At 44.8% G+C, this 25347-nt stretch carries 28 protein-coding genes; 23 read left to right on the forward strand and 5 right to left on the reverse strand.

The window, feature by feature from the left end; translation table 11 throughout:
- The first annotated feature begins 144 nt into the window (after nucleotides 1-144).
- Nucleotides 145-330 (forward strand): aspartyl-phosphate phosphatase Spo0E family protein, encoded by a 186-nt coding sequence (locus V6669_RS07875; RefSeq protein ID WP_338592515.1) that lies wholly within the window; start codon nucleotides 145-147, stop codon nucleotides 328-330.
- A gap of 36 nt (nucleotides 331-366) precedes the next feature.
- Nucleotides 367-693: a hypothetical protein gene (locus V6669_RS07880; protein WP_338592517.1), complete on the forward strand. Its 327-nt coding sequence runs from the start codon at nucleotides 367-369 to the stop codon at nucleotides 691-693.
- A 103-nt stretch (nucleotides 694-796) separates the two neighbouring features.
- Here the strand turns inward: V6669_RS07880 and V6669_RS07885 are convergent, their stop codons facing one another.
- From V6669_RS07885 to V6669_RS07895, 3 genes are all read right to left on the reverse strand, one after another.
- Nucleotides 797-2476: an ABC transporter substrate-binding protein gene (locus V6669_RS07885; protein WP_338592521.1), complete on the reverse strand. Its 1680-nt coding sequence runs from the start codon at nucleotides 2474-2476 to the stop codon at nucleotides 797-799.
- 317 nt (nucleotides 2477-2793) lie between these two features.
- Nucleotides 2794-4404 carry a response regulator gene (locus tag V6669_RS07890; protein ID WP_338592523.1) on the reverse strand — a complete coding sequence of 537 codons (1611 nt, stop codon included), beginning with the start codon at nucleotides 4402-4404 and terminating at the stop codon, nucleotides 2794-2796.
- 208 nt (nucleotides 4405-4612) lie between these two features.
- Entirely contained in the window at nucleotides 4613-6427 is a 1815-nt protein-coding gene (locus V6669_RS07895; RefSeq protein ID WP_338592526.1) for a histidine kinase, read from the reverse strand.
- A gap of 275 nt (nucleotides 6428-6702) precedes the next feature.
- On the opposite strand from V6669_RS07895, the gene V6669_RS07900 reads away from it, so the two are divergent.
- The 5 genes from V6669_RS07900 (at nucleotide 6703) to V6669_RS07920 (ending at nucleotide 11900) form a co-directional block, all read left to right on the forward strand.
- On the forward strand, nucleotides 6703-7560 hold the full coding sequence (locus V6669_RS07900) for an ABC transporter permease subunit (RefSeq protein ID WP_175623691.1): 858 nt from the start codon (nucleotides 6703-6705) through the stop codon (nucleotides 7558-7560).
- 16 nt (nucleotides 7561-7576) lie between these two features.
- Nucleotides 7577-8449 (forward strand): carbohydrate ABC transporter permease, encoded by an 873-nt coding sequence (locus tag V6669_RS07905; RefSeq protein WP_047842119.1) that lies wholly within the window; start codon nucleotides 7577-7579, stop codon nucleotides 8447-8449.
- A 311-nt stretch (nucleotides 8450-8760) separates the two neighbouring features.
- Nucleotides 8761-9228 carry a GNAT family N-acetyltransferase gene (locus V6669_RS07910; RefSeq protein ID WP_338592531.1) on the forward strand — a complete coding sequence of 156 codons (468 nt, stop codon included), beginning with the start codon at nucleotides 8761-8763 and terminating at the stop codon, nucleotides 9226-9228.
- Between the two features lie 119 nt (nucleotides 9229-9347).
- On the forward strand, nucleotides 9348-10964 hold the full coding sequence (locus V6669_RS07915; protein ID WP_338594882.1) for an FGGY-family carbohydrate kinase: 1617 nt from the start codon (nucleotides 9348-9350) through the stop codon (nucleotides 10962-10964).
- 294 nt (nucleotides 10965-11258) lie between these two features.
- Nucleotides 11259-11900: a FusB/FusC family EF-G-binding protein gene (locus tag V6669_RS07920; RefSeq protein ID WP_338592533.1), complete on the forward strand. Its 642-nt coding sequence runs from the start codon at nucleotides 11259-11261 to the stop codon at nucleotides 11898-11900.
- 127 nt (nucleotides 11901-12027) lie between these two features.
- Here the strand turns inward: V6669_RS07920 and V6669_RS07925 are convergent, their stop codons facing one another.
- Nucleotides 12028-12615: an NAD(P)H oxidoreductase gene (locus V6669_RS07925; protein WP_338594883.1), complete on the reverse strand. Its 588-nt coding sequence runs from the start codon at nucleotides 12613-12615 to the stop codon at nucleotides 12028-12030.
- Nucleotides 12616-12860: 245 nt separating this feature from the next.
- On the opposite strand from V6669_RS07925, the gene V6669_RS07930 reads away from it, so the two are divergent.
- The 12 genes from V6669_RS07930 (at nucleotide 12861) to V6669_RS07985 (ending at nucleotide 19879) form a co-directional block, all read left to right on the forward strand.
- On the forward strand, nucleotides 12861-13259 hold the full coding sequence (locus tag V6669_RS07930) for a helix-turn-helix domain-containing protein (protein ID WP_047842123.1): 399 nt from the start codon (nucleotides 12861-12863) through the stop codon (nucleotides 13257-13259).
- Nucleotides 13256-13453: a hypothetical protein gene (locus V6669_RS07935; RefSeq protein ID WP_338592536.1), complete on the forward strand. Its 198-nt coding sequence runs from the start codon at nucleotides 13256-13258 to the stop codon at nucleotides 13451-13453. The genes V6669_RS07930 and V6669_RS07935 overlap by 4 nt, the downstream gene beginning before the upstream one ends.
- A 60-nt stretch (nucleotides 13454-13513) precedes the next feature.
- The gene (locus V6669_RS07940; protein ID WP_338592539.1) at nucleotides 13514-13903 is read left to right on the forward strand and encodes a hypothetical protein; all 390 of its coding nucleotides are present in this window, start codon (nucleotides 13514-13516) and stop codon (nucleotides 13901-13903) included.
- Between the two features lie 122 nt (nucleotides 13904-14025).
- Entirely contained in the window at nucleotides 14026-14760 is a 735-nt protein-coding gene (locus V6669_RS07945; protein WP_338592542.1) for a DUF4085 family protein, read from the forward strand.
- A gap of 142 nt (nucleotides 14761-14902) precedes the next feature.
- A complete protein-coding gene (locus tag V6669_RS07950) occupies nucleotides 14903-15196 on the forward strand; it encodes a hypothetical protein (RefSeq protein WP_338592544.1) in 294 nt (97 codons plus the stop codon).
- Nucleotides 15197-15218: 22 nt separating this feature from the next.
- Nucleotides 15219-15434 (forward strand): hypothetical protein, encoded by a 216-nt coding sequence (locus tag V6669_RS07955; RefSeq protein ID WP_017689822.1) that lies wholly within the window; start codon nucleotides 15219-15221, stop codon nucleotides 15432-15434.
- Nucleotides 15435-15477: 43 nt separating this feature from the next.
- Nucleotides 15478-16026: an HAD-IIIA family hydrolase gene (locus V6669_RS07960; RefSeq protein WP_338592547.1), complete on the forward strand. Its 549-nt coding sequence runs from the start codon at nucleotides 15478-15480 to the stop codon at nucleotides 16024-16026.
- A gap of 19 nt (nucleotides 16027-16045) precedes the next feature.
- Entirely contained in the window at nucleotides 16046-16909 is an 864-nt protein-coding gene (locus tag V6669_RS07965; protein ID WP_338592549.1) for a phosphotransferase, read from the forward strand.
- Nucleotides 16910-16978: 69 nt separating this feature from the next.
- The gene (locus V6669_RS07970) at nucleotides 16979-17545 is read left to right on the forward strand and encodes a MepB family protein (protein ID WP_338592552.1); all 567 of its coding nucleotides are present in this window, start codon (nucleotides 16979-16981) and stop codon (nucleotides 17543-17545) included.
- Nucleotides 17546-17662: 117 nt separating this feature from the next.
- Complete coding sequence (locus tag V6669_RS07975) at nucleotides 17663-17917, forward strand: hypothetical protein (protein WP_338592555.1); 255 nt, start codon at nucleotides 17663-17665, stop codon at nucleotides 17915-17917.
- A gap of 91 nt (nucleotides 17918-18008) precedes the next feature.
- Nucleotides 18009-18863, forward strand: coding sequence for an MBL fold metallo-hydrolase (locus tag V6669_RS07980; protein WP_338592557.1), 855 nt, complete (start codon nucleotides 18009-18011; stop codon nucleotides 18861-18863).
- A 158-nt stretch (nucleotides 18864-19021) separates the two neighbouring features.
- On the forward strand, nucleotides 19022-19879 hold the full coding sequence (locus V6669_RS07985; protein WP_127544787.1) for a hypothetical protein: 858 nt from the start codon (nucleotides 19022-19024) through the stop codon (nucleotides 19877-19879).
- A gap of 131 nt (nucleotides 19880-20010) precedes the next feature.
- Here the strand turns inward: V6669_RS07985 and V6669_RS07990 are convergent, their stop codons facing one another.
- Nucleotides 20011-20994 carry a cation diffusion facilitator family transporter gene (locus V6669_RS07990; protein WP_338592564.1) on the reverse strand — a complete coding sequence of 328 codons (984 nt, stop codon included), beginning with the start codon at nucleotides 20992-20994 and terminating at the stop codon, nucleotides 20011-20013.
- 291 nt (nucleotides 20995-21285) lie between these two features.
- Between V6669_RS07990 and V6669_RS07995 the strand changes: the two genes are divergently transcribed.
- From V6669_RS07995 to V6669_RS08010, 4 genes are all read left to right on the forward strand, one after another.
- Nucleotides 21286-21963 (forward strand): response regulator transcription factor, encoded by a 678-nt coding sequence (locus V6669_RS07995; RefSeq protein WP_289391667.1) that lies wholly within the window; start codon nucleotides 21286-21288, stop codon nucleotides 21961-21963.
- A complete protein-coding gene (locus V6669_RS08000) occupies nucleotides 21960-23336 on the forward strand; it encodes a HAMP domain-containing sensor histidine kinase (protein ID WP_338592570.1) in 1377 nt (458 codons plus the stop codon). Before V6669_RS07995 ends, V6669_RS08000 begins: the two co-directional genes overlap by 4 nt.
- Before the next feature lie 67 nt (nucleotides 23337-23403).
- Nucleotides 23404-24534, forward strand: coding sequence for an ABC transporter permease (locus V6669_RS08005; RefSeq protein WP_338592572.1), 1131 nt, complete (start codon nucleotides 23404-23406; stop codon nucleotides 24532-24534).
- Nucleotides 24531-25208 (forward strand): ABC transporter ATP-binding protein, encoded by a 678-nt coding sequence (locus V6669_RS08010; protein ID WP_338592574.1) that lies wholly within the window; start codon nucleotides 24531-24533, stop codon nucleotides 25206-25208. Before V6669_RS08005 ends, V6669_RS08010 begins: the two co-directional genes overlap by 4 nt.
- Nucleotides 25209-25347: the final 139 nt, after the last annotated feature.

Raw genomic sequence — 25347 nt, forward strand, 5'->3', positions numbered from 1 at the left:
GTTCATATTTTATCTTACAATTTGGATTAGACGGAGATATTAGTATACAGCATCGGGGCACAGATATTTGGCATTAAAAATGACTGCTCACGTCTAGTCTTATCAAGACGTGGTGCAGTTTAGACCCATCAGAGAGGTGGATGTATGAGCCGATTGCTTGACTTATTGGAAGAGGAACGGCGCAAGCTTAATCAGCTTGGTGAGGCATCCTTGAAGCAAGCGATTCCGTTGTGGGAGAACCCCGAAGTGCAAGAACAGAGCCGAAGGGTGGACGAACTGGTGGCCCGAGTGGGTGAAATGAAGGCGAGACATAACCGAATTGTACGATGATGAGTGAGGTACATAAGGTGTAGGGGAGGAGAAGATATGGAACTTCCACAGTGGTTGCAACAAGCGATTCAGGCAAGGCTAGATGAAGTATCTGCCCGAATCGAGCATGACCCTGAATTGAATCGTGTACGTGAGGAAAAGGACGAAGCGTTCGAAGGATTGTTTGCTGGCAAGGATATCGAGCAAACACCTGAATATGCTGAGTGGGAGAGCCAATACATTGTCAGTAAAGGAATAGAGAATGAGCGGTTATACATGCAAGGGCTAAGAGATGGCATTCAGCTCACAGTTTCCTTATTGGGCCAGTCGATGTTTGAGGAGACAAATGCAAAGGCTGATCAAACCATTAACGCGAACCCATAAGTAAGGGGGAGCGACCCCGATTTTAACTTAAAAAACCAGCCGAAGCGGTAAATTACACGCTTCGGCTGGTTTTTCAATTCTCTACTTTTCCAAAATCCAAATCTTACTTCCCACTTACCGACTTAAACCAATCATTCACTTCTTGCGTGATCTGATCTCCGCCATTGGATTTCCAGTTGGCGACGAATTGGTCAAAGGCATCAATTGGCAAATTGCCGTAGATGATTTTGTTGAAGGTTTCCATCTCGGACTGGCGGAGCAGGTTCCATTTGGACACCATGGTTGGTGTGGCTGCGCCAGTAAAGTAGTTTTGTTTACGGATGTCGATCTGGGACATAACGACTTTACCTGCATACCAGTTTTCCGGTTTACGGAATTCAGCCATTTGTTTCTCGTAAGGTGTTTCAGGCTTCTCGCCGTCAGCCAGCTTCACGAGGGTTTTCATGTACAGATCCGGGATACGTGCTGGGCCGGTCAGGAACGGGAATTCGTTGGAGAAGTCTTTAATCTTCTCTTTGTCACTGGTCGGTTGTCCGTCAATGATATCCCAGTCGTAACCTTTGGCGAAGCCGTATTCATACTCACTGCCCGCTTTCGGGTTCGCAAGGTTATCCAGCAGGTAGTTGTAGTAAAGGAAGATGGCTTCTGGATGCTTCGCATCCTTGTTGATCATGATACTTGCGTTGACACCAGAGTTCTGCCACTTCGTACCGACCTTGCCGTCTGGGCCAGCAGGAACAGGGTAAGCTTTATACTTTGAGCCAGGTACGTTCTTCAGCAGGTCAGGTGCAGGCCAGTCCGGTACCCAGTTGGCGCCAGGCAGAATGCCCGCTTTGCCAGCTGTCCAGCTTTCAGCGGATTTACCTTCGTCCCACAGAGCGGAGTCAGCGTGGATATAACCTTTATCCATCCATTCAGCCAGCTTGGCAAGGGCTTGTTTGGCACCCGGGTTAACGGAGCCGTACTCGAGGTTGCCGTTTGCGTCTTTGTTCCATTGCTCCTCGATTGTGCCGTATGCACCGAACAACCAGTCGAGCTGACCCATCCAGGTGTTGGTGTTATTTTTCAGCGAGATCGCCAGAGGGAATACTTTGTCTGGAGACAGACCGTCCGGGTTCTCGTTCTTGAATTTGTCCATGATGTTCTCAAGGTCTGCAATGGTTTTCGGAGCTTCCAGGTTCAGCTTCTCCATCCAGTCCTCGCGGAGCCAGAGCAGTGTATCATCGTTATCGGTGTACTCCATGATCGGCATGTTGTATTTCTTGCCGTCCTTGGTGAACGGATACCACAGTTCAGGATGTGCTGCTGCGTGATCTTTCAGGGTCTGACTCGCGTACTTGTCGAACAACTCATCGATCGCGATGAATTGACCGGAGTCGATCAGTTGGTTAGTCAGTACCGCATTGGTGGGTACGGATACAAAATCAGGCAGCTTTTCGCCAGAGGCGATAGCCAGTTGCAGCTTTTGTCTGTATTGATCGTCATTGGCCGGATACCAAGTATCTTTATGTTTCATACCCAGCGTTTCGAGCATCCAGCGATCGTGCACGTTATTTTCTTTGGTATCTCCTTGCACGTATTTCTTCGGCATTAATACCGAACTGAACTCGATGGGTGGGTCATATTTTCCTTTGGCAAAAGCAGCTTCTGCTTCAGCTGAGCCGACAGTTCCCGGCGTTGTATTACTACCATTGTCACTGGCTGTCTCGCCACTGCCGCACGCAGTGATCGTGATGAGCGCGATAACCATGAGCAGTGACCACCATGTTTTGAATTTGATCATTGTTCAATCCCCCTACGGTGTATGATCTTTACAAATGCGTGTTCAAAAAGGCCGGTTTTCAGTACCGAGAAGATGGGATGAAGCTAGAAATGGAGTAGCGGAGCGTAGATAGAGCTACGTGAGCAACGGACATTTCGGCTGAATTCCATATTCGATGCTGATGATGCCGCTAGGCATCCTTCGTAATCAAAAGCGGACTTTTTGAACAACCTCTACAATGTAACTGTACCAATTTGGGCGGGAGGGCATCTATATGAGTTTGTTAGTTTCGATAGGACTCTATTAGTGAATGTTCCAAAAGAACGTTTTTCAGTATGTTATTTGTGCTGGTCTCGGTACTCTTGCGGCGTAACGCCGAACTGGCGCTTGAACACTTTGATAAAATAAGCCGGGTCCATATAACCAATCTCCATGCTGATTTCATACACTTTTTTGGTGGTCGTCACCAGCTTGTGACAGGCCCGATCCATGCGCAGGCGCGAGATATAATCACTGATGCCTTCGCCCGTTTCGATCTTATAGATCTTGGACAGATGGGTCGGGTGCAGATTAACATGGTCAGCGAGCACACGCAAAGACACATCCAGATGCAGGTTTTTATCTGTAAAATCCTGAATCTTCTTCACATACTCGGAACGAATGTCCTTGATCTCGTTGGACGTGCCTTCCTTGAGTTTGCCGAGCACACTGAGTGACCATTTCCGCAGTTTGCTGATGGTAGCGAAAACTTCTCCACTTTGCAAATCCTCGACATCATTGCCCATTAAGGTGGTCAGAGTCAGCTTGTTCCGATGGGCGATGTTAGTGAACGAAGCTGTAATGAGAAAACCAGCTTCCATGCAATGCTCCCAGGATTCCGACCATTTCTCATCCAGCTCTGCGCAGACCGCGAGGATTTTCTCTTCGGCAGCATCCCACTGTCCGCTCTCTAGCAAACTAATAAAGGTGGGCGGGGTATACAGCACATCGAGTGGACCTTGTGCCGCAGGTGTCTCGACATCGCTGACACGCATGACGAATTCGCGTTCGTCGCCGACGATCTGCCGGAAATAGGAAGAAGCCTGACGGAAGCGATCGTAAAGCTGATCCGGAAAGGTGAACCACTCGGTGATAACGATGGAGAGGGAGCCTTTCAGAAATTGTTTTACTTTGGATTGAAGCTGAATGGACAGCTTCTCCAGAATGGTTTCTTTACCAATATCGCCTTTCCGTTCTTTCAACTGAAGTAAAAACACCAGATATCCGTGCTCCTCCTTCACGCCCCACACTTCCATAAACTCACCCATAATCTCTTCCGCCATATTGATGATGGCATATTCGATCAGGGTCTGATCATTGCTGTCATAGTGTCCGAATTCTTCTTCCAGCCGTACCAGCATTAATGCAGCATCCCCGGTATGAAAGGGCAGAGCGTAGTTGGCTAGCTTCCGATCCCATTCCGCAGCGGCGATTCGTTGTCCCTGCAAAGCCCCTAGGAGCAGTCGTCCCCGCAAATGGGGAAGATTCTCCCGCAGAGTAAACTGCGTTCGTGTCAGTGAACTGACAAGTTCCCATTCGTTGTTCAATTGATCGATGGCCTTCTGAACAGCGCCCATTAATTCATCGTCTGTCGGCGGCTTCAGCAGATAGTCTACGGCTTCGAATTGGATGGCTTTTTTGGCGTAATCAAATTCGGAATACCCGGATAATAGGATACATTTTATCTTTTTGTCCCGGATGCGGATGCGTTCGATCAGTTCAATGCCTGTCATTTCAGGCATCTGAATGTCCGAGATCACGATATCGATGGGGTGAGTGTCGATCATTTGTAGTGCTTCGTGTGCCGAGTATGCTTTATGCACATGTTCAATCCCCAGCGTGTGCCAGGGCTTGGTCATGGACAGGTTATCGACCCAGTGTGCTTCATCGTCTACGATCATCATGTGCATTATAATGTCTCCCTTGGTGGTTGAACTAAGGCATATTTACACTTGCCACTCCGATGACAGAACAACCTTCCGATCGCTGTTCAAGCCCCATTTTCTGACTTAAATGATTATAAGGTTAAAATGGTGCTTGAAAGGCGAACGCTTTGCTTCTTCAGGTTTTTTCTGTCCTCTACGTTCACGTGTAAATGGTTCGTTCAAAATCAAATAGTCAACGTATATTATCGGTATTTCCTTTATCGGAATCTGTGTCCTCTTTTGGTATCTCCCAGATGATTTCGGTTCGGAATCCGCCAAGTGGGGATGGGCCGAATAGGAGGTAGGAGTGACTGCCGAACAGGTGCGTGATTCGTTGGTGCGTATTCCAAAGGCCGCAGCCCATTTCTTCTTGTAAAGGTTCCTGCATTTTCAAGTTCAGCGCTTCGTACTGTTCCGGGCTTAAGCCTGGACCATCGTCGTCGATGTATATTCTGCCAAAACCATTCAAGCGCTCCCCGGTAATTCGAATTTCCCCGGAAGAATAGGACTTCGCCACACCATGTATGACGGAATTCTCAACCATCGGTTGAAGCATTAATCGTGGCACCGACTGGGAGAGCATATCCTCAGGGATATCGATGTGATACTCAATTCGACCATTGCGCAGCTTCTGGATATCCAGATAGTTGATCAGCAGTTTGATCTCTTCTTGTAGCGACGACGTCTCCCGTTCCATACGGGTGGTGTAGCGATAATACGCACTTAGGTTATGCGCCATGGAGACCACGGCTTGCTCGTCCTTCATCTGGGCCATGTTGATGATATAACCTAGACAATTATATAGGAAATGCGGATTGATCTGCGCTTGTAATTGCTTCAGCGTAGCTTCCCTGGCTCTAATTTTCTCATGGAACACATTCTCGATCAGATCCTGAATCTGATGGGACATATCGTTGAATCGGCGGAACAGAAATGAGAACTCATTCTGGTTTTTGCTATGCAGTCGCACAGAATAATCCCCTTGCTCGACGCGGCGTAAGCCTTTGATCAGCTTTTTGATCGGATATTGCACATTCCGGTACAGCAGGATTGACGCAGAGATACCCACCACCAGCAGCAATATCATACAGGTGTAGAACAGATTCTGACTCAGCGAGATGGGTTTCAAAATCTGATACAGCGGGATCACGTCCACCAGATGCCAATCCAGATAAGTGGACTTTACCGAGCTCACCAGATATTTTTTCCCGTTCAGCTTCACGACATCTTGGGTGGTATCTTCTGGAGAGTGTGTATCCAGATACTGAATGAGTTCTGCGGATAATTGCTTGTCCGCGCTGCGATTGAGAATGGGTGAATTTCCTTTGTGATACAAGAAAGGATCGCCTTGTCCACCCGCTTTATACGTATCCAGCATATTTTGAATATTTTCGTAGCTGAAGCTAGCTTCAATCACCAGATTACTTCCCGTGAGCATCCCCGGCTGTGCCAAGGAATCGGTATAAAACCAATAGAAGGAATTTAGTTCGTCCTGTGATGCGGCTCCCTGGTCCCCATAGGTCCATCGTCCACTCATATTTTTTTTCAAATACGCCTCATCATATCCTGTCGTTTGGTTGTAGTTGGCTATGACATCCTTATTCTGCTGTGAATACACCGCATATCGAGTAGGCCATATATCCGTAACGCCGGTTTGCAGCGTCATCTTCTCTTGTATCACATAACGGGTCTGCATCCGGTCATATCGATCATCCCACATGTTAAGGCCGTTGAATGCTCTGACATTGGGATCTCGGGAGAGAATCAGGCTGAAATCCATCATCTGATTGATGCGTGAGTCGATCTGACTGGACAGAAATGTGAGCTGTTTGGTGTTGGAGATCTGCAGTTCTTTGCTGACGACATCATAGGTGACGTTATTCGAGTAGGTGTACATGATCAGAATGGGGATGAACAAGACCACAATTAACAAGTTTATTTTGGCAAAAAGACTGAATCGGGATCTGGTTTTACCTTGAAAAGGCATTAAGCGCTTCCATATATGCATGAAAAGTCTCCTTCTAATTCGTGTGTAAACAACCTCTTCCGATGATACCCTAACAAAACACTATCAAGCCTAACAATGTTATATAGTCAGACCTCAGAACGGCTTGATACTATTTATATCAGAGAACCCGATCACACACAAAAACTTTTTTTGGGAACAGGAGAAGCGCTATGGAGGCTAAATTGGAGGGTAAGCGGATCCCGCAGGCAAACGCTGGGAACAAGCTGGATAAAAAGAGAAAAAAACGCTACAAACAGCCATGGATTCTGCACTTCATGGTGTTGCCGGCGGCCATTATGGTCTTTATATTTTCATACATTCCGATGTCCGGGATTTTGATGGCATTTCAGGATTATAAACCTGCACTGGGATTTTTCAATTCCGAATGGGTAGGACTGAAGCACTTCAGGTATATGTGGGAAAATGATTATTTCCTGCAAATTACGTGGAACACGCTATTTTTTGCCTGTACGAAGATCGTCATGAATCTGATTATTCCGTTTATCTTTGCCTTATTGCTCAATGAGGTACGGAAGATGGCGCTGAAAAGAACAATTCAAACGCTCGTGTATCTTCCACACTTTCTGTCTTGGGTTACGTTATCAGGCATTCTGATCGACATTCTGGCCCAGACGGGTATTGTCAATCAGTTCCTGGTATCCGTATTTGGTATCAAGCCGATCTTCTTCCTGGGGGATGGGAGTTGGTTCCGATTCACGATTATTGCGAGTGATGTCTGGAAAGAGTTTGGATTCAACACAATTATCTTCCTCGCGGCACTGTCCGGCATTAACCCTGCACTCTATGAAGCAGCTGAAGTAGATGGGGCAGGACGCTGGAAGCAAACGATGTATATTACCATCCCGGCACTGATTCCCATTGGGATTGTAATCGCAACACTGGCACTGGGTAATGTGCTTAACGCCAACTTTGACCAGATCTTTAACTTGTATAGTCCGTTGATCTACCAACAAGGAGATATTATCGACACGTTTGTGTATAGAGAAGGTCTGCTTAGTGGGCAGTTCAGTTTCGCTACCGCTGTGAATCTGTTCAAATCGGTCATCAGCCTGATCCTGATTGTGATCTCGTACCGACTGGCTTACCGATTCGCCGGATATCGAATTTTCTAGAAAGGATGACAAACGAATGTATCATAAAACGATGCCTTACCGCATATTCAGCATATTCAACAATGTGTTCCTGACCATCCTTTCACTGCTCTGCTTGCTGCCTTTGTATCACTTGCTCATGGTATCACTTAGCGCATCTGCGCCTGCAAATGCTGGTCTCGTAACGTTCTGGCCGATTGGATTTACACTGGAGGCGTATGCGAAGACATTTGCCAATACAAACTTCCTCTCCTCCTTATGGGTATCTGTGGAGCGGACGGTACTCGGTACTGGACTTGCGTTAATCGTTAATACGCTTGCAGCCTATGCGCTTTCCAAAGAGACGCGGGTGTTCCGCGCACGTAACATCTATCTGTGGTATTTTGTCATCACGATGCTGTTCAGCGGTGGCCTCATTCCGGGATATATCCTGATTCTGAAGCTGGGACTGATGAACACATTGCTGGCCTTGATCCTGCCGGGATTGGTTGCGGTGTTCAACATTATTCTGTTGCTCAATTTCTTCCGTACCGTTCCGAAGGACCTGGAAGAAGCTGCATTTATCGATGGTGCAGGTCACTTGCAGACGTTTATCAAAATCTATCTGCCTGTCTCCGTACCCGTTATCGCAACGGTTTCTCTCTTCATGATGGTTGGTCATTGGAACGCATATTTTGACGGGATCATCTACATCCGTGATGCGGAGAAGCTGCCACTCGCGACATTCATGCAGACGATCATCGTGCAGGCCGACATGTCGAAGCTTGATCCAGAAGCGGTGAAGAACCTGTCCCAACGGACGATTCGGGCTTCGCAGATCTTTATCAGCGCACTGCCAATCCTGCTTGTGTACCCGTTCCTGCAACGTTATTTTGTAACGGGGATTGTGGTTGGAGCTGTTAAGGAGTAGTTGAATGTAGGGAATGAATAGGATTGTAAAATGGAGTCACTGAACTGGGGAAGGCCAGGGAGGTGGCTTCTTTTTGGTGCATGGAAAAAGAACGTTGCACATATGTAGTGCATTACCTTTATTTGAATAAAATGGTACTATGAGTTGATAAAAGAGTGATCCTCAATATTTGTCTCTTAAAGTGTGTACATCCCACAGAACGAATCGAATACCAGTTTCAATGGGGCGATTTTTACTCCTGCTTTATTTAACTAGTGCAGTGAGATAGAGAAGAAAATAGTAATGATAATAAGTGCAGGAGGGAATTCAAAATGGAATTTAGAAGAATAACTTGGGATAATTTTATCGAATGTATTGAACTTAAAGTCACTCCAGAGCAACAAAGATTCATATCCTCGAACCAACATGCACTTGCTGAAGCGTACGTTGCCTCAGATGAGGGGCAGATTATTATTACTTTTGCAGTCTATAAGGAAGACAATATGGTAGGTTTTATTTCGATGTACTATGATGACGGGGATGGCAATTTTGATTATAGCAGTTATGGCATCTTCAAAATGATGATTGATCAGCGTTACCAAGGTAAGGGATATGGTAAAGAAATGGTAGTAAAAGCAATCGAGTATGCGAGGACTTTTCCGCGAGGAAAAGCCAAAGTTGTAGAACTCACCTACAAACCTGAAAATGTAGTTGCGAAGAAAATTTATGACTCTCTTGGCTTTATTCAAACCGGTGAAATATTGGCATGTGGCGAAGTACAGGCGGTATTAACCTTGTAATTGTCCGTTACAGCTCCAATCCTGCTCTTGCTTCATGAAATTTACACCTCGATTTGGGCTATTCAAATCAAATATTCCCGAATCGAGCTATTTCAAATTCAGAGAGGATGAATACGATGATGGATCAAAACTTGAAACAAGCAATAGTCAGGGGAGAAACTTCGCTGGGCATTGAATTTGGATCCACACGAATCAAAGCTGTACTTATTGATCACCATTTTAATACCGTCTGTTCCAGCAGTTATGAGTGGGAAAATCAATTGATTGGCGGTTACTGGACTTACCCTATGGATGAAATGATTCATGGGTTGCAACAAACCTATCATCAATTAAAGCAAGAGATTGAAAAAAATTATGGTGTAACGATACAAAAAATTGGCTCAATCGGATGTTCTGCTATGATGCAGGGTTACATTGCACTTGATCAAACAGGGAAGTTATTGGTTCCGTTTCGTACATGGCGCAATGCCACAACGGGTAAGGCTGCATCAGAGCTAACCGAGAAATTCCAGTTTAAAATTCCAGAGCGCTGGAGCATCGCACATTTGTATCAAGCGATTTTGAACGGAGAAGAGCACGTAGCTAACATCAATTATATTACGACACTATCAGGTTACATACATCGGCTGTTAACTGGCAGTAAAGCTATAGGTATAGGGGATGCCTCAGGCATGTTCCCAATTGATGAATCCACCCTGGGATATCATGAAGAAATGTTGAAAAAGTTTGACGATTTAATTACCGACAAAGGCTACCCGTGGAATCTTAAAGATATTTTACCTAAAGTGTATACTGCCGGTGAACATGCCGGATATCTTAGTGAAGCTGGTGCTCGATTGTTAGATCCATCAGGTAACTTGGAATCCAATATACCACTGTGCCCTCCGGAAGGGGATGCTGGAACAGGGATGGTCGCTACAAATAGTGTCCAAAAACGTACGGGTAACATCTCCGTAGGTACATCGATTTTTGCCATGATTGTATTAGATAAAAACCTATCTAGGGTATACCCTGAGATTGATATCGTCACTACACCTGATGGCAATCCTGTGGCTATGGTTCTTGCGAATAACTGCTCCAGCGATATTAATGCCTGGGTCGACTTGTTCCGTGAGTTTTATGAGGCGATGGGACAGAAGCCCGATATGAACCAATTATTCAGTGTGTTGTTCAATGAAGCACTGAAAGCTGACGCTGATGGCGGTGGCTTACTGAGCTATGGCTACTATTCGGGCGAGAACATTACAGGAATTGCAAAAGGTCGTCCGTTGTTCGTACGTTCTCCAGAGAGCCGCTTCAATCTGGCAAACTTTATGAGAGTCCATCTGTTTGCTGCGTTTGCTGCACTAAGGCTCGGGCTGGATATTCTCACACAGAAGGAGCACGTAACGATTGAGCACATTTGGGCGCATGGCGGATTGTTCAAAACCCCACGAGTCGCTCAAAAAATGTGCGCATCCGCACTGAATATTCCCGTGTCGGTCATGTCTACCGCGAGTGAAGGCGGCGCATGGGGAATGGCTATTTTGGCTTCCTACATGGTTAATAAGCAGCAGCACGAGGGTTTGGCGGAGTACCTTACTACCAAGGTGTTTGTTGATGCAGAAGGACAAGAGGTTTCTCCAAATAGCGCGGATGTGAATGGATTTGCCTTGTTCATGGAGCGTTACACGGAAGGACTGGCCATTGAGCAGTCAGCAGTAGATCATTTCCTGGAGAATGGGAAGAAAGCCTGAGATGTAATAATTTCTTGAGCAGAGGAAATTGGAACCAAGCCCGTTGCCTACACTATGCTGCCCTGCTATAATTCCTGTATATCTATCGTATTGGGGGTTATGACGTGGCAATATGGATAATGCCGGATTGCTCGTTCGCTAGAAAGCCTTACGCAAAGCCTGAATAGGGGCGGACTTTGTGTAGGGCGCGACAAAAATGAGATTGTTGCCCTGAAATCAATATCAACATAATGATTCATCCCGCAGGCTTTGCACCTTATTTGTTCTTCCAATAAAAATAAGGGGCTGAACGCCATGCAAACACCATTTATTCAAAATCATCAATTTAATTATATTCAAAAACAAGCTGATTTCCTGCTCAAAACGCTACGCTCGGTTGTGGATCCCAAAGTATTGGAAACCGTCCGTTATACGGTCGGCACAAATGCGGTAGGCATCTTCAATGAACTGACGCCGGAACAAAAGCAATTGCTGGAGCAGTTATCCACGTATGAGACGACACATGAATTGCAGACGTATCTGAACCAGCTCGAAGCATATCTGATTCCGTTTCCACAAGTATCCGCGAAGCAGATTCAGAAGCTGTACCCGAAGGCGAAGAAGCTCAAATTGCCTGATCTCGAATCCATCGATTACGCACGTACAACCTACCTGAGATGGACCGACATTGCAACCAATCGTCTGTTCATCGTGTACCCGCATGAGGGCAAATTGCTCGGGATTGAGGGACGGCTTACAGCCACGAACAAGAAAGGGTACTGCATGTTCTGTCATCGCCATCAGGAGCTTGGATTCTTCAACGTGAAGACGAAGAGCCATACGCCGGATAACATATCTTCCGTTGCCCAGTATGTATGCATGGATAACACAGCTTGCAACCATAGCATTACCGACATCACTATGCTGGAGAAGTTTCTTCTCTCGACAGTAAAATAATGCAAGACACGCAAAAAGGTCGCTCTTCGGAGCGACCTTTTTGCGTGTTCAAGCGTTGTGATTCGATATTGAACGTACCACAAAACTTCAGAATACATATTCGGGTCATACCTTTTTTCTCATACGATCATGAAGTCGGAATATCGTTGGCATAGTTCAGTCCCAAGTGATGTGCATGGTTCAGCAGTGCCTCATAATGCTCAGGCTTGGATTCCAACGTTTCATATAAAAACTCAACCCTCGATTGGGACACGCCGCAGTAATCGGCAATCCCCACATTGAGCAGGTTGGCGATCGATTGACCATAGTTGCGCTTATGCATCTGATCTTCCGTCACTCCCGAAAGAGAGATCCACAATATCTGCTGATGAGGAAGTTTATTCGCTCCATAGGCAAATCCGTTGTTCATGACACGATCCACATAACCTTTCAGCATGGCTGGCAGATGCCACCACCAGAGAGGAAACACAAAAGCCACAGCATCGTGTTTCTTCAACCGCTCCATCTCCGTCTCAACCTCAGGCGAGAATACCTGATTTTCTTGGGTATAGTCTGGTTCGTCTATCTCACGAAGAATCGGGTCGAATCCAATCTCATGCAAATCCAATATCTCATAACCGTGACCAGCTTCGGTAAGCCCCTGTGCAAAACGTTGAGCTACCTGAAAGGTCAAGGAGTCTTTTCTGGGGTGGGATACTACAACGAGTACGTTCATCTTATCTTTCACTACCTTTCTGGATTGCAGTATTGTAGCCATAAATCAGTGGCTGATGCTATTATAAACAGGTATGAAAACATCTGGAAGTACGCACTTTGATGTTCTATAGGAAGAATGAAGTGCTATAGGAACATTAAAGTACCCTAAATGGATGCCTCGAAATAGGCTCAAATAATAGAAAGAAGAGCACCAAAAAGATTAAGATTCACCTTGATATAGCCTGATTATGGAGGGGTTCAAAAATGACGGAACATGAAGACACAAACGCTACAAAGAAATATAAAGTTGGCGTGGAAGCGGCCTTGGAAGTGATGGGCGGAAAGTGGAAGCCTTTGATTATTTATCATTTGATGACAGGACGGAAACGCACGTCGGAGCTTCGAAGATTGATACCTGACATTACGCAGAAGATGCTGACAACACAGCTCAGAGGTCTGGAAAAGGATGAGATTGTGCAGCGCAAGGTATATTCGGAGGTACCTCCCAAAGTGGAATATGAGTTAACGGACTACGGCTGGGGACTCAAGCCTGCCCTGGACCATTTATGTTATTGGGGAGAAGAGCATCTGGATAAAATCCACGGAGATAAGTTTAAAGTTTTGGAGGACTTCGATTCTGAAGAGAAGGGGGCCAGAAATTGATTGTAGGATACGTGGATGAAAGCCAGGTTGTCCGGTTAAATCATGAACATACCGAGTACCAATGGATGACGTTTGACGAAGCAAAAGAAAATGCAGCATTGCCTGGGATTGATGATATTTTGGATTTTGTTGAAAAACATTTTGCCAGAAAAGCCCCTTCCAAGTGGCTTCGGATTAATGGTGAGAATAACTAGGAGGTGGAACTCATCACGTACAAGACGATTTATCCAAGAGCATGGTTGAGCCTATTATGTATGTTGATCATTGAAGCTATACTTTTCAGGGATGGTATTTACGATAGAAATGGTATTCTGAAGTACTCCCTGATCGTTATATTGACCTTTATTCTCGGTTATATCGTTTTTTTGCTCTGGCGTTTATTTTTCACTAAACCCAGTATTACGCTGGAAAGCGATCATGTGATTTCTATGAAACATCAGAGATATGATGCATCTCAGATTGAGTGTATTTATATGAATTACAGACGGATTGGCATCAAACTCTATGGTAAACGGTTAGTGCCGATGGATCTATGTTTTTATTTTCAACGAGGTCAGGAGTCCGCAGGCGTAGAAGCTGTGCATGAATGGGCGGCGCGAAACAACAAAGAGATTATACATAAATTGTTTCAAACCGTGGGGTAGACCAGTACGTCTATTGAGTATAAGGGATCGTTGAGGAGGTGCAGCTTAATTCTTGTCACTAATTAAAAAGTTCTATGCTTTAATAGCAAAGTAGATTCTATAAATCAACAGGAGAGATGCCCATGAGATATCTAACGAAAGAATGGTATGAGCTTTGTCAGCAGACACATCTTCATTTTGGTTTAAGAGTACATAACGGAGCTTACGAGTCAGATGAGGATCTATTTTTAAGGCTGTATAAAAGAAAGGAAAAAGCACATGTGAAGCAGGAGCGAGAGCTATATAACTTGGACCCACGTTTCATGCTGGAGCATGATGGTCAAGTACTTACTCGCGTAGACAAAGCTTTCGGTGAGGAAGAAGTGACTGAAGAGGATCAGATCGTATTTCACATGCCTCCGGAAGAACGAGAGCATATCGAGAAACTCATTGCAGAATATGATGTACGCCCTCCTTTTGATGAGAAGAAATGTAAGGAAGAGTACAAAGAATCGATGGAGTGGAATTTTCAATACAAGGCGGAGAATTTGCCACAGGAAATCGTTGAACAAATTGCGGATATCCGTGTCTTTACGTTGGGTTATTGCACGAGAGAAGTTATGCTCCAGCTGAATAAACAGAGTGCAGAGAATAGAAGAGAAATGGAACGCATATCGAAAGAATTTAGAGAAGTGATGATCGCACAGGATATTTCCGATGAAATACATAGCCGGGTTCAATATCATGATTGTACAGTGACGGAACTGCTGACGGGTGATGAGGTAGTCATTCGTTTTGACACCCGTGGGGGCTTCACCAATATAAATAAACTTACACTGGTTGCACCCGAAATCATCAGCAAGAGGGTGAGATTGTAGGCAGTTACTGGCTGTATCAAGAGCTGTATCGGATCGATAACGGATATGAGCTTCATGTTTTATTTGATGGAGAGAATATGCCTGAGCTGATTGTTCGCTGTGCTGATATTCTCGGTGAGGTAGAATGAGAGAGGCCAAGAGGATGAATATGGATGGAATAGAGATGGAATGGACCACCAGTACGTTTGGTTATTTATCAACTCCCGTATTTGTCGTGGGCATTGCATGTTACTTCTTTCCTGATTTTCTATACAAAATATTTGTTCTGATAAGATATCGAGAAATAAAACCGAATCACGAGTTTGAAGATAACCCTCCTAACAGTGATATCCCTAAACATATCGAAATAATATTAAAAGTACTAGGCACCATTATGGTTATCCTGGGGATTATATGGTTTTGGTTTTCAGAAGAGTTTTATGACTTTTTATTTTGACAGCAAGGAGTTGGACACCATTTTGGAATTTATCTGGGCTTTAGTGATCTCAATTATAAGTTTAATTGTCGTTCTTATCTTTGCTGCAATTGTACGGTATGCGATAGATTCATCCAAAACATCGAAAAAGCTGGATGTATTGATCAAAGAAGTACACTATCTAAAAACTGAAATTAAAAAATTGCAACACCATAAACAGCAAGATGGTAGCAAGCATATTATCGATGAGAAAGTATAGATGAACGACAAGACTTAAAATTTTTCTGAGAAGGGAACAGACCATGATGAAACCACAGGGAAACGTACAAGCTGTTTTTATAGACAGAGATGGAACAATCGGTGGTACAGGTCATTTTATTCATCCGAGAGATTTCAGATTATACCCCAATGCTCAAGAAGCAATTACGCTTTTGAAACGAGAAGGAATTATGGTACTGGCTTTTACGAATCAATATCGAATCTCACGTGGAGAAGCAAGTGTTGAGGATTTTGAAGAGCAATTTCGCGAGTACGGATTCGATCACTCCTATATATGTCCGCATGAGCAAGAATGCAGTTGCAGAAAGCCTAAACCCGGAATGTTATTACAGGCATCAGAGGAACTCGGTCTGGATTTATCCAAATGCATCGTTATTGGAGATGTAGGAGATACAGACATGCTTGCTGCCCATGCCGTAGGAGCGACCAAGATTATGGTGCGAACAGGCTGGGGGGAATCTTCATTAACCAAATTCAGAGACAAATGGATGGAGACCGAACCTGATTATATCGCAGAAGATATTTGGGATGCCGTACAATGGATCATTCATGGAAGGGAATTCAGATCCTAGTTATTATGAGGAGAACCATATGTTAATTAATCCAACGATTAATGAGATCAATGACTTATTCAAGATGCATCATATCGACGAAGAAATATCTAAAATTCAAAGTTTGTCAGGTACCACAGCTGGACGTGTTTATCGGTTGAGTACAAGTCTGAATAAGCACTATATTTTGAAATCAGATGAACCCGAACAGATTCACATCGCCCAGCAGTTTTTGGATACGTATAAGAATTCTTCGTTACTGCCTGAAGTTTTGTTGACGGATCCGGATAACACTTATTTCATTTATACGTATATGGAAGGTACGACCCATTTCAACCGGGGCCAGAAAAGAGACTGGTTAACTCGTCTGGTGAAAGAGTTATTCAATACATATGTGCGTTCTTCAGATACTAAATCATGGGGCAGAATAGAGTTCCCACAGAGGACCTGGAAAGAATTCAATCAGATTAGTATTCAAGAAGCAAAGATGAATATCGGAAGTGTTCTAACAACAGATGATTATAATCTGGTTCAATTCAAAGTGGATCACCTGTTTCATGAGGAAGAAGAAAAGTTTCTTTTACATGGCGATACGGGGGTTCATAATTTTGTATATGATCAAAATGAACTTATCGGCGTTATTGACCCATCTCCAATGGTTGGACCTATCCTCTATGATTTCTTGTATGCTTTTAGCTCTTCGCCGGATGATATCAACACCGAAACATTATTTGCTACATTTGAACTTCTGGAACAAGTGGAAATGGAAAAATCCAGATTAATAGAGGAAGCTCTGGTCCATCTATATTGCCGAATTGGGCTGAGCAATAAGCATCATCCTGATGATCTGCCTGAATACTTGAAGGCTTGGCATGAATGGAAACGACTATGTCATGAATTTTGAACTAGCAAAGCTTTTAAAGCTATTGCAAATGCCGTAGTTCAGACTATACAAGACAGGAGAGATATCACGTTGGATAACAAAAGTAGTTTGAATCGTCCGGATGCTTGGACGACCTCCGATATGCTTCATGGCGACTTACTTGCCAGTAAAGAACTTATCTATGACAAGTGTGGCTTTGTATGCTCACAACCACATGAAGAAGCACAAAATGCTGAATATGGTGCATATGTGTTCACTTTAAATTCTCTATCCATTCGATTTCGCGTCGCCAAAACCACGCCAACCAAGATTGGACAATTTGTTACCCTGTGGCAGCGTAGTGAGGATGGATCGACACAGCCATATGATGTATCAGATCCAGCAGATGTGTATGTCATTAGTACGCGCGCAGGTAGCCACTTTGGGCAATTTGTATTTCCGAGGCATGTATTGTTACAGCGAGATATCATATCGGACCAAGGCAAAGGTGGCAAGCGCGCCATACGTGTATATCCGCCTTGGGACAAGCCAACAAGTAAACAGGCTCTAAAAACGCAACAATGGCAGCTGGAGTACTTTTTGGAAGTACCTTTTACTGAACCATTGAACTGTGATCAAGCCCGGGCACTTATGATAAACCATTATAATCACCTATGATTTAGGAGTGAGGTCATAATCGTATTAACGTCAGCAATAGCATTTACCTTCCTGATCCTAATCGTGATTCTCTTTCAAGTTGCTTTAGCGGTAGGTGTTCCGTGGGGCGAGTATGCTATGGGTGGAAAGTTTCCCGGGAAATACCCCATCTCCATGCGTTTTGCCTGCATAGTTCAGATTGCTATTTTGGCATTCATGGGTATCATTGTTCTGAGTAAAGCAGGGTTATTTTGGCCTCAGTGGTCTGTTTTTGCAGAGACAGCAATCTGGTTTATCGTTGCGTATTTAGTACTTGGGACGATTTTGAATCTGATTACGAGAAGTGTATGGGAACGAAGATTGAAAGAGGTGATTCCATTGGTAAATCCATAAACGGAGAAAAATCCATGTATTAGCTTGAATAAGCATGCGGTTTTTCTCTGCCTATGATATGAAAATAATCATATAGAGGAGAAGAATTGACATGTTAAAACAATTAAGCGATTCCATTTATTATATGTCCAACGATAATGATAGAGAAAGACCGGTACTAGGCTTGGTGTGTGGGGAAAAACATAGTCTGGTTATCGATGGTGGAAATTCGGTTCAACATGCCAGAGATTTTATCGAGGAAATTCGATGCTTAGATGTGCCGCCCATTCAGTATGTGGTTATTACGCATGCGCATTGGGATCATTTTTTGGGAATGAATGAATTCGGTGCGACGATTATCGTTAATCGTTTAACTAATAAGCGCTTGAATGAATGGAGAGATTATTCATTTGATGATGCTACACTATGTAAGTATGTAGAGGCCAAAAAGATTAGTGCACACTGTATGGCGGTTATACAGAATGAGATACCTGAAAGGGAGTCTTTTGTGTTGGGTAGATCGGGTATCGTCTTTGAACAATACCTCGAGATCGATCTAGGAAACAAGGTCTGCATGCTGGATCAGATTCGAAGTACGCATACGGACGATTCAACCATTGTATATATTCCGGATGAAAAGACGATTTTCCTTGGAGACAGTCCGTATTCTACAACGACTCGTTCGTTATTTCATTATAAGCAGGATTTGTTATTACCGATGATACAGGATATCGAGCGATATGATGCGGAGCACTTCTTGTTAGGGCACGAGTCCATATGTGATTCTGAAGAGATGAAAATATTCTTCGAACAGCTAATCGCTTGCAGTAAATCAGTGAAAACTGCATCCTTGGAGGAGGCCATAAGTTTGTTTGAAAGAGAACAGCGGCATGTTCCGGTGGGGGATGAGCTCTTTTTTCTAAAAGCAATGGTTAATGATCGAATCTTGCAGGTCCAAAAAGATTAGATAGTCCTTATATTGTTATCCCAGTAATGGTTTAGGCAGGCAGCTGGCTATATAGTCAGCTGTTTTTTTATAGCGGCTCATCTTTGAAGAGCTAACGGACTTAATGAGGTAAACTATAGTGAATATGTATTGCTTTTATAGGAAGGAGAGATCGCTTAATGACAAATTCCTACGAGATACCCCATTTGCTGAAAGAAATCATCACATGGGAGGAAGAGATTAAACAGGAAGTTCCTTATTTGGAGACACCAACAGGTTATTTTCTACAATTTGATCCACATGATAATGGCGGGTATATGAGTTCTCCAGTTGACGCAATCATGTTTGCACGTACCGGAATGGGTGGTATTCATTTCTCCTTCTTGACTGATTTTGGAAATGTTACTGATTTGAGTGTAGTGCCTATTGTTCGGGTTGATCCCATGGCTTTTGGAAGTTATGCGAGGATTGTAGCTAGAAATATTAGAGATTTTTTTGCCTTTGGATTCTCGGGACATGAGGGACTTCTGTTGAATGAATTTGAATCGAAACAACAATATTTGGACTACGTGAAGGAGCAAGAGGACAACACGAGCGAAAGTGAGTATTTTGACAAGAAAAAGTGGGACCGAGAACAAGAGAAGGTGAGAGATTTGGCTGTGCAACGTTTTGGATTTCAGCTTATCCATGACGGATACTCCTATAGTAAGGAAGTTCGGCAAACAAGGCGAAATGAAGTTATTTTAGATACCTTAGATGGTCTTGGTGTTGGAGTGGGAGATGCATTGGTGGATTACTCCAAGAGAGTAGTTCCTCATCCGTGGCATGAGAAGGAAATTTCGTATGATCAAGATGAACAGCTTATATCCTATATCTCCAGTGCAGAGCAGGTTGGACTGTTTAGTTTATTACGAGATGTTCAGGCACAAGGATTCGATAATAGTGATGTGTTTCGAGCGATCCACAACCGATTTGTTTCGCTTGGATTGTCTGTGGAGGAACAAATGCTGGCACGTTATTTACACAAGTTATATTGAATGTAAAATATAATTTTGGTGGCAGGTAGCCGGTTTGCAGAGAAGTACTTACTAAATAAATAACAGGGCAGAGTTCCATCTTACGGAGCTTTGCCCTGTTATCGTTTGCACTATCAGTAACGTGGAATTAATTAATGGTGATGATGCGCATGGGCATCTGGTGCGTCGCCTTTGACGGTACATAATACCGAGGTATCGTGCAGATGTTTTTCGGACTCCACTTGCAGCGTCACATGTTTGATTTCTTTATGCTCCAGCATATGTTCAATCTTCTGAACCAGGATCTCGGATGCATAAACATCCATCGTTCCATCCACCACAATATGTGCGGTCAGTGCGTTCAGGTTACTGGTGATGGACCAGACATGCACATCGTGAACGCCTTTGACGCCTTCGACTTGTTTGATAGTCTGCACCAGGTCATTCACATCCACATTGGCGGGAGTTCCCTCCATCAAGATATGCAGGGATGATTTGGTGACATAGAACCCACTACGCAATACCAGTGCTGCGACAATCACACTCGCCAGTGGATCGGCCCAACCCCAGCCGAAGAACATCATGAGCAGTGCCGCAGCAATGGCCCCGATCGATCCCAGCATGTCGCTTATGACATGGAGATAAGCACCGCGCATATTCAGGTTGTTCTCCGTATCGCTACCACGCATCATGATCCAGGCAACAAGAATGTTTACGAGCAGTCCAATGACGCTGATGATTAACATACCTACGGTTGCGACTTCTGGCGGGTGGATAAAACGACCAATGGCTTCGTAGAAAATGTAAAGCGCAATGGCGATTAACGTGATTCCGTTTAACGTAGCGGCCAAAATCTCGAATCTTCTGTAGCCGTACGTTTTGCCAGTATTCACTGCTTTTTCACCAAACGTGAACGCCAGCAAAGCGATCCCGAGCGCAATGGAATCGGACAACATATGACCTGCATCCGAGATGAGGGCAAGACTGTTGGTAATAAATCCGCCAAAGGCTTCAACAATCATATATACGGTAATAATAATGAAGGAAAACAACAGGACTTTCTTGTTATTGGTAGTATGAGCGTGGTTGTGTCCATGATCGTGCCCATGGTTCTGATCGTGATGATGTCCGGACATATAAATCCTCTCCTTTGGAGCCTTGCTCCGTTATGTAATATGATCTTGTGTGACTACAAATTGATTCTTGGAAATGTTTGATTGTCTACAAATGAATATATGAGCGTTCGTTCATATGTTATGGTTTTATTATAGTTGCGCCTCATAATAGTGTCAATCAGATTCATGGAAATGTAAACATGGCCACGGTGTTTCCGGGAATGTATGCTGGCGAATGAGATTGATTTTATGCTACCATCTGTGCAGGATCAAAGTGAGATGTACTCGTTACATAGAAGGGCGGACAACCTTATGAAACATCTGCTGCTGGCAGACGATGATGCCAATATTCGAGCACTCCTGCGGCATGTCATGACCAAGGAAGGGTATCGGGTTCATGAAGCGCAGGACGGATTGGAAGCGGTCAAACTAATGCAAGAAACGCCGATCGATCTGGCGATCCTTGATGTCATGATGCCAGGCATGGACGGACTGGAGTTATGTGATTACATTCGGCAACATTACGACATTCCAATCATGTTGCTGACGGCTCGAGATCAGCTATCTGACAAGAGAGATGGTTATTTGAAAGGAACAGATGAATATGTGACCAAGCCATTTGAACCGGAAGAATTAGTATACCGGGTAAAGGCGTTATTTCGTCGGTACCATCGCACATCCAGCGATATCATCCGTATGAACCGGATCGTCATTGACCGTAACAATGTGGAGGTTACCGATGGACAATCCATTCTCTTTTTGCCAATGAAGGAGTTTGAATTACTCTCACAGCTTGCCCAGTTTCCGGGTCGTTTGTTCTCGCGTGATGAGCTCATTCGGCTCGTATGGGGAGCAGATTACGAAGGAGATGATCGTACCGTTGATGTACATATTAAGCGACTCCGTGATCGTTTTGCTGATTATACGGACGATTTCGTCATCCAGACTGTGCGGGGCATTGGTTACAAGATGGAGGTGAAAGCACCTTGAGGACCTTGTACGTCCGAGTATTCCTCATTACGATTGCGGTGATTATGGTCAGCGGCATGCTCGGTTTTCTTTTGTCCAACATCTACTATCATGCAAAGCTCAAGGATTTTAATGATGAGAAGCTGGTGGGCATCGCGACGCAAATGAAACAGTTTGTGGAGCAGCAACCGGACACAATGGAGCAGTATCTGAACAATGCCGCCGATCTCGGATACGAAATCTATGTGACAGATGGAAAGGAAAATGATCGATTTTACGGCCGCGAATTCCGTGAAAAAGATCTGGACAAGCAAGCTGTAGAATTGGTGCTGAATGGTGAGGTATACCATGGCGTCGCCCAGTTTCCAAGCAAACCGTTCATCACTGGGTTCTTTGATAATCAATTAAGTAACACCGTGGGTGTTCAACTACAGTTGGGCAATGCAAATTACGCTCTCTTTATGCGTCCGGATGTAATTCTGCAATTCGGTGAGCTGCGAATCTTTTTTGCGCTGATTGGAGCATTTACGATAGGTATTAGTATCCTGATCTTTCTGATCAGTACACGCTATCTGGTTCATCCGATTGAACGTCTGTCCGAGGCGACCAAGCGCATTGCGCAAGGAAAATATAATCTGAAATTGCCTACCGCAAGGCGGGATGAGATTGGACAGCTGGCCCAGCATTTCATGACCATGAGTCGTGAATTGGAGAGGGTCGATCAGGCGCGGCAGCAGTTTGTATCGAACGTATCCCATGAGATTCAATCACCGCTGACCTCAATTCAGGGGTTTGCCCAATTAGTTGCGGATCGCGATCTGCCCGAACAGGAAAGAGAGCACTATGCATCGATCATTGAGGAGGAGAGTCGTCATCTCTCTTTGCTCAGCAAACAACTGCTTCTCCTGTCCTCCCTTGAACAAGGCAACGAAGATCTGTCCAAAGTAAAGTTCTCTTTGCGAGATCAATTCCGGCAAGCGGTTCAGGTGCTGCAATGGCAACTTGAAGAAAAAGAACTGCTGCTTCGGATATCGGTGCCCGAATCCATTCAGCTGGTCGGCAATGAAGTGCTGCTTATGCAGGTGTGGATGAATCTGCTGGGAAATGCAGTGAATCATCTGCCACAGGGAAGAAGCATCGAGATTCAAGCCGAGCATACGGATAACCAGTGTGTGATTCAGATTCGGGATACAGGGGACGGCATTGCTGCCGAGCATCTGCCTTTCCTGTTCGATCGATTCTATCGGGTGGATCGTGCGCGGGAACGTTCTTCTGGACGAACCGGGCTTGGACTTGCCATTGTGCAGAAAATTATCCGAATTCATGACGGTACAATCGAGGTTTCCAGTTCGCCGGAGGGTACGGTCTTCACCGTGACACTTCCGCAGATGTAATCTGTTATTCATTTGCCGTTCATTTTCGCCTCCTATACTTGGGATATCAAGAGGGAGGTCACAGAACATGTACTTGGCTATTCGAGAAATGAGGTATGCCAAAGGGCGGTATGCCTTAATTGCTACAATTATGGTGCTGGTTTCATTTCTGGTACTGTTTGTTACAGGTCTTGCACAGGGGCTGGCTTATGATAACGCAGCTTCGGTCAAAAATATGGCAGCAACCCACTTTGTACTGGAACAGGATTCGAATCATCGGTTTACCCGGTCACAAGTGGATCAGGATCAGCTTAATCAAGCTCGCTCCGTGGTAGGGGAAGAGAACGCTGAGCCGCTGGGTGTGAAAATGACAACCGTCAGTCCAATCGGCGACACGAAGAAGATCGATGTCACGCTGTTCATGGTCAACCCGGAAGGTTGGCTTGCTCCAACCGTTACCGAAGGATCTCCGATTACAGATCAGACAAAAGGGCAGGTTGTGGTAGATCATAAATTGTCTGAATCTGGCGTAACAATTGGCACAGTCCTCGTAGATCAAGCTTCGGGAATGGAGTGGACCGTTGGTGGATTTGTACAAAATGAGTCCTTCAGTCACTCCCCTGTGGTGTTCCTGAATGAACAGGAGTGGCTCGCACTTCAAGGAAGTTCACGAACTTCGCAAGGTTCAGCAGACACCAATGCCAATGCTCCGATATACAATGCTATTGCGATTAAGGATGGGGGCGATCAGATAGACCGCCTGAGTGCTGCAATGCCTAACACGGAAATCATCACAAAGTCGGATGCCGTATCGGCCATTCCTGGATATAAGGAAGAACAGGGATCATTGCTCATGATGATTGCATTTCTATATGTCATCTCGGCGTTTGTGCTTGCGGTATTCTTCTACGTCATCACGATTCAGAAAACGAGTCAGTTCGGGATATTAAAAGCGATCGGAACGCGGAATGGTTATCTGGCGGGTAGCGTTTCGTTACAAGTCTTGGTCTTGTCGGTTGGTAGTCTGGTCATTAGTGTACTGTTGGTTCGACTGTTCGAGTCCATTTTGCCAGCATCAATGCCATTTCAATTAGGCTTGTCCACTCTCGCACTGACCTGTGTATTATTCATACTCATGTCTGTGGCGGGTTCGTTATTCTCGGTGTGGAAGGTTAGCAAAATTGATGCACTTGATGCGATTGGGAGGACAGCAGCATGAGAAACCGATTGGTATTACAGGGAATTACACAGACCTTTGAAGATGGCGGCAGTAAGCGGACGATTCTGGACAAGTTGGACCTAGAGGTTGCCGAAGGGGAACTTGTGGCCGTAATGGGGCCTTCCGGCTCGGGCAAAAGTACATTCCTGTCTATTGCAGGCGCACTTCTCGAACCGACGGAAGGACAGGTTCTGTTGGACGGAGCAAGTGTCATGGGTAAAAGCAAACAGGATATATCCGATATGCGGCTACAGCAGCTTGGTTTTATATTTCAAAGTGCCAACCTCATTCCGTATCTGAAAGTAGAAGAACAACTCATGGTCGTAGCAAAGCTCGCCGGAACGGATAAAAACAAGGCGGAGAAACGAGTGGATGAGCTGTTGGATACGGTAGGGTTGACCCATCGGCGGAAGGCGTATGCGGAGAAGCTGTCTGGCGGAGAACGTCAGCGGGTCGCTATTGCACGAGCCTTGATGAACGATCCGGCTGTTCTACTCGCGGATGAACCAACAGCCAGTCTGGATGCGGAACGTGGGCTGGATATTGTCGGCATGATTGCACGGCTCGTGAAAGAGCAGGGCAAGAGTGCAGTGATGGTTACGCATGATGAGCGAGTTTTGCCGCTTTGTAGCCGGGTTCTTTTTTTGGAAAAGGGAAAGCTAGTACAGCATTAGAAGGAGCATGGTCTGTAAGTCTGGGGACAATATTGATCCAAGGCTTAAGGGCAGAGAGTATAAGAAGAGGGTCACGTATTCCCGGTGGGAAGGTGGCCTTCTTTCTTTGTTTGCGACTATAATTGGAAGAATAGTGGAT

This window comes from Paenibacillus sp. Y5S-9 (assembly GCF_036894235.1).
Lineage (GTDB): Bacteria > Bacillota > Bacilli > Paenibacillales > Paenibacillaceae > Paenibacillus.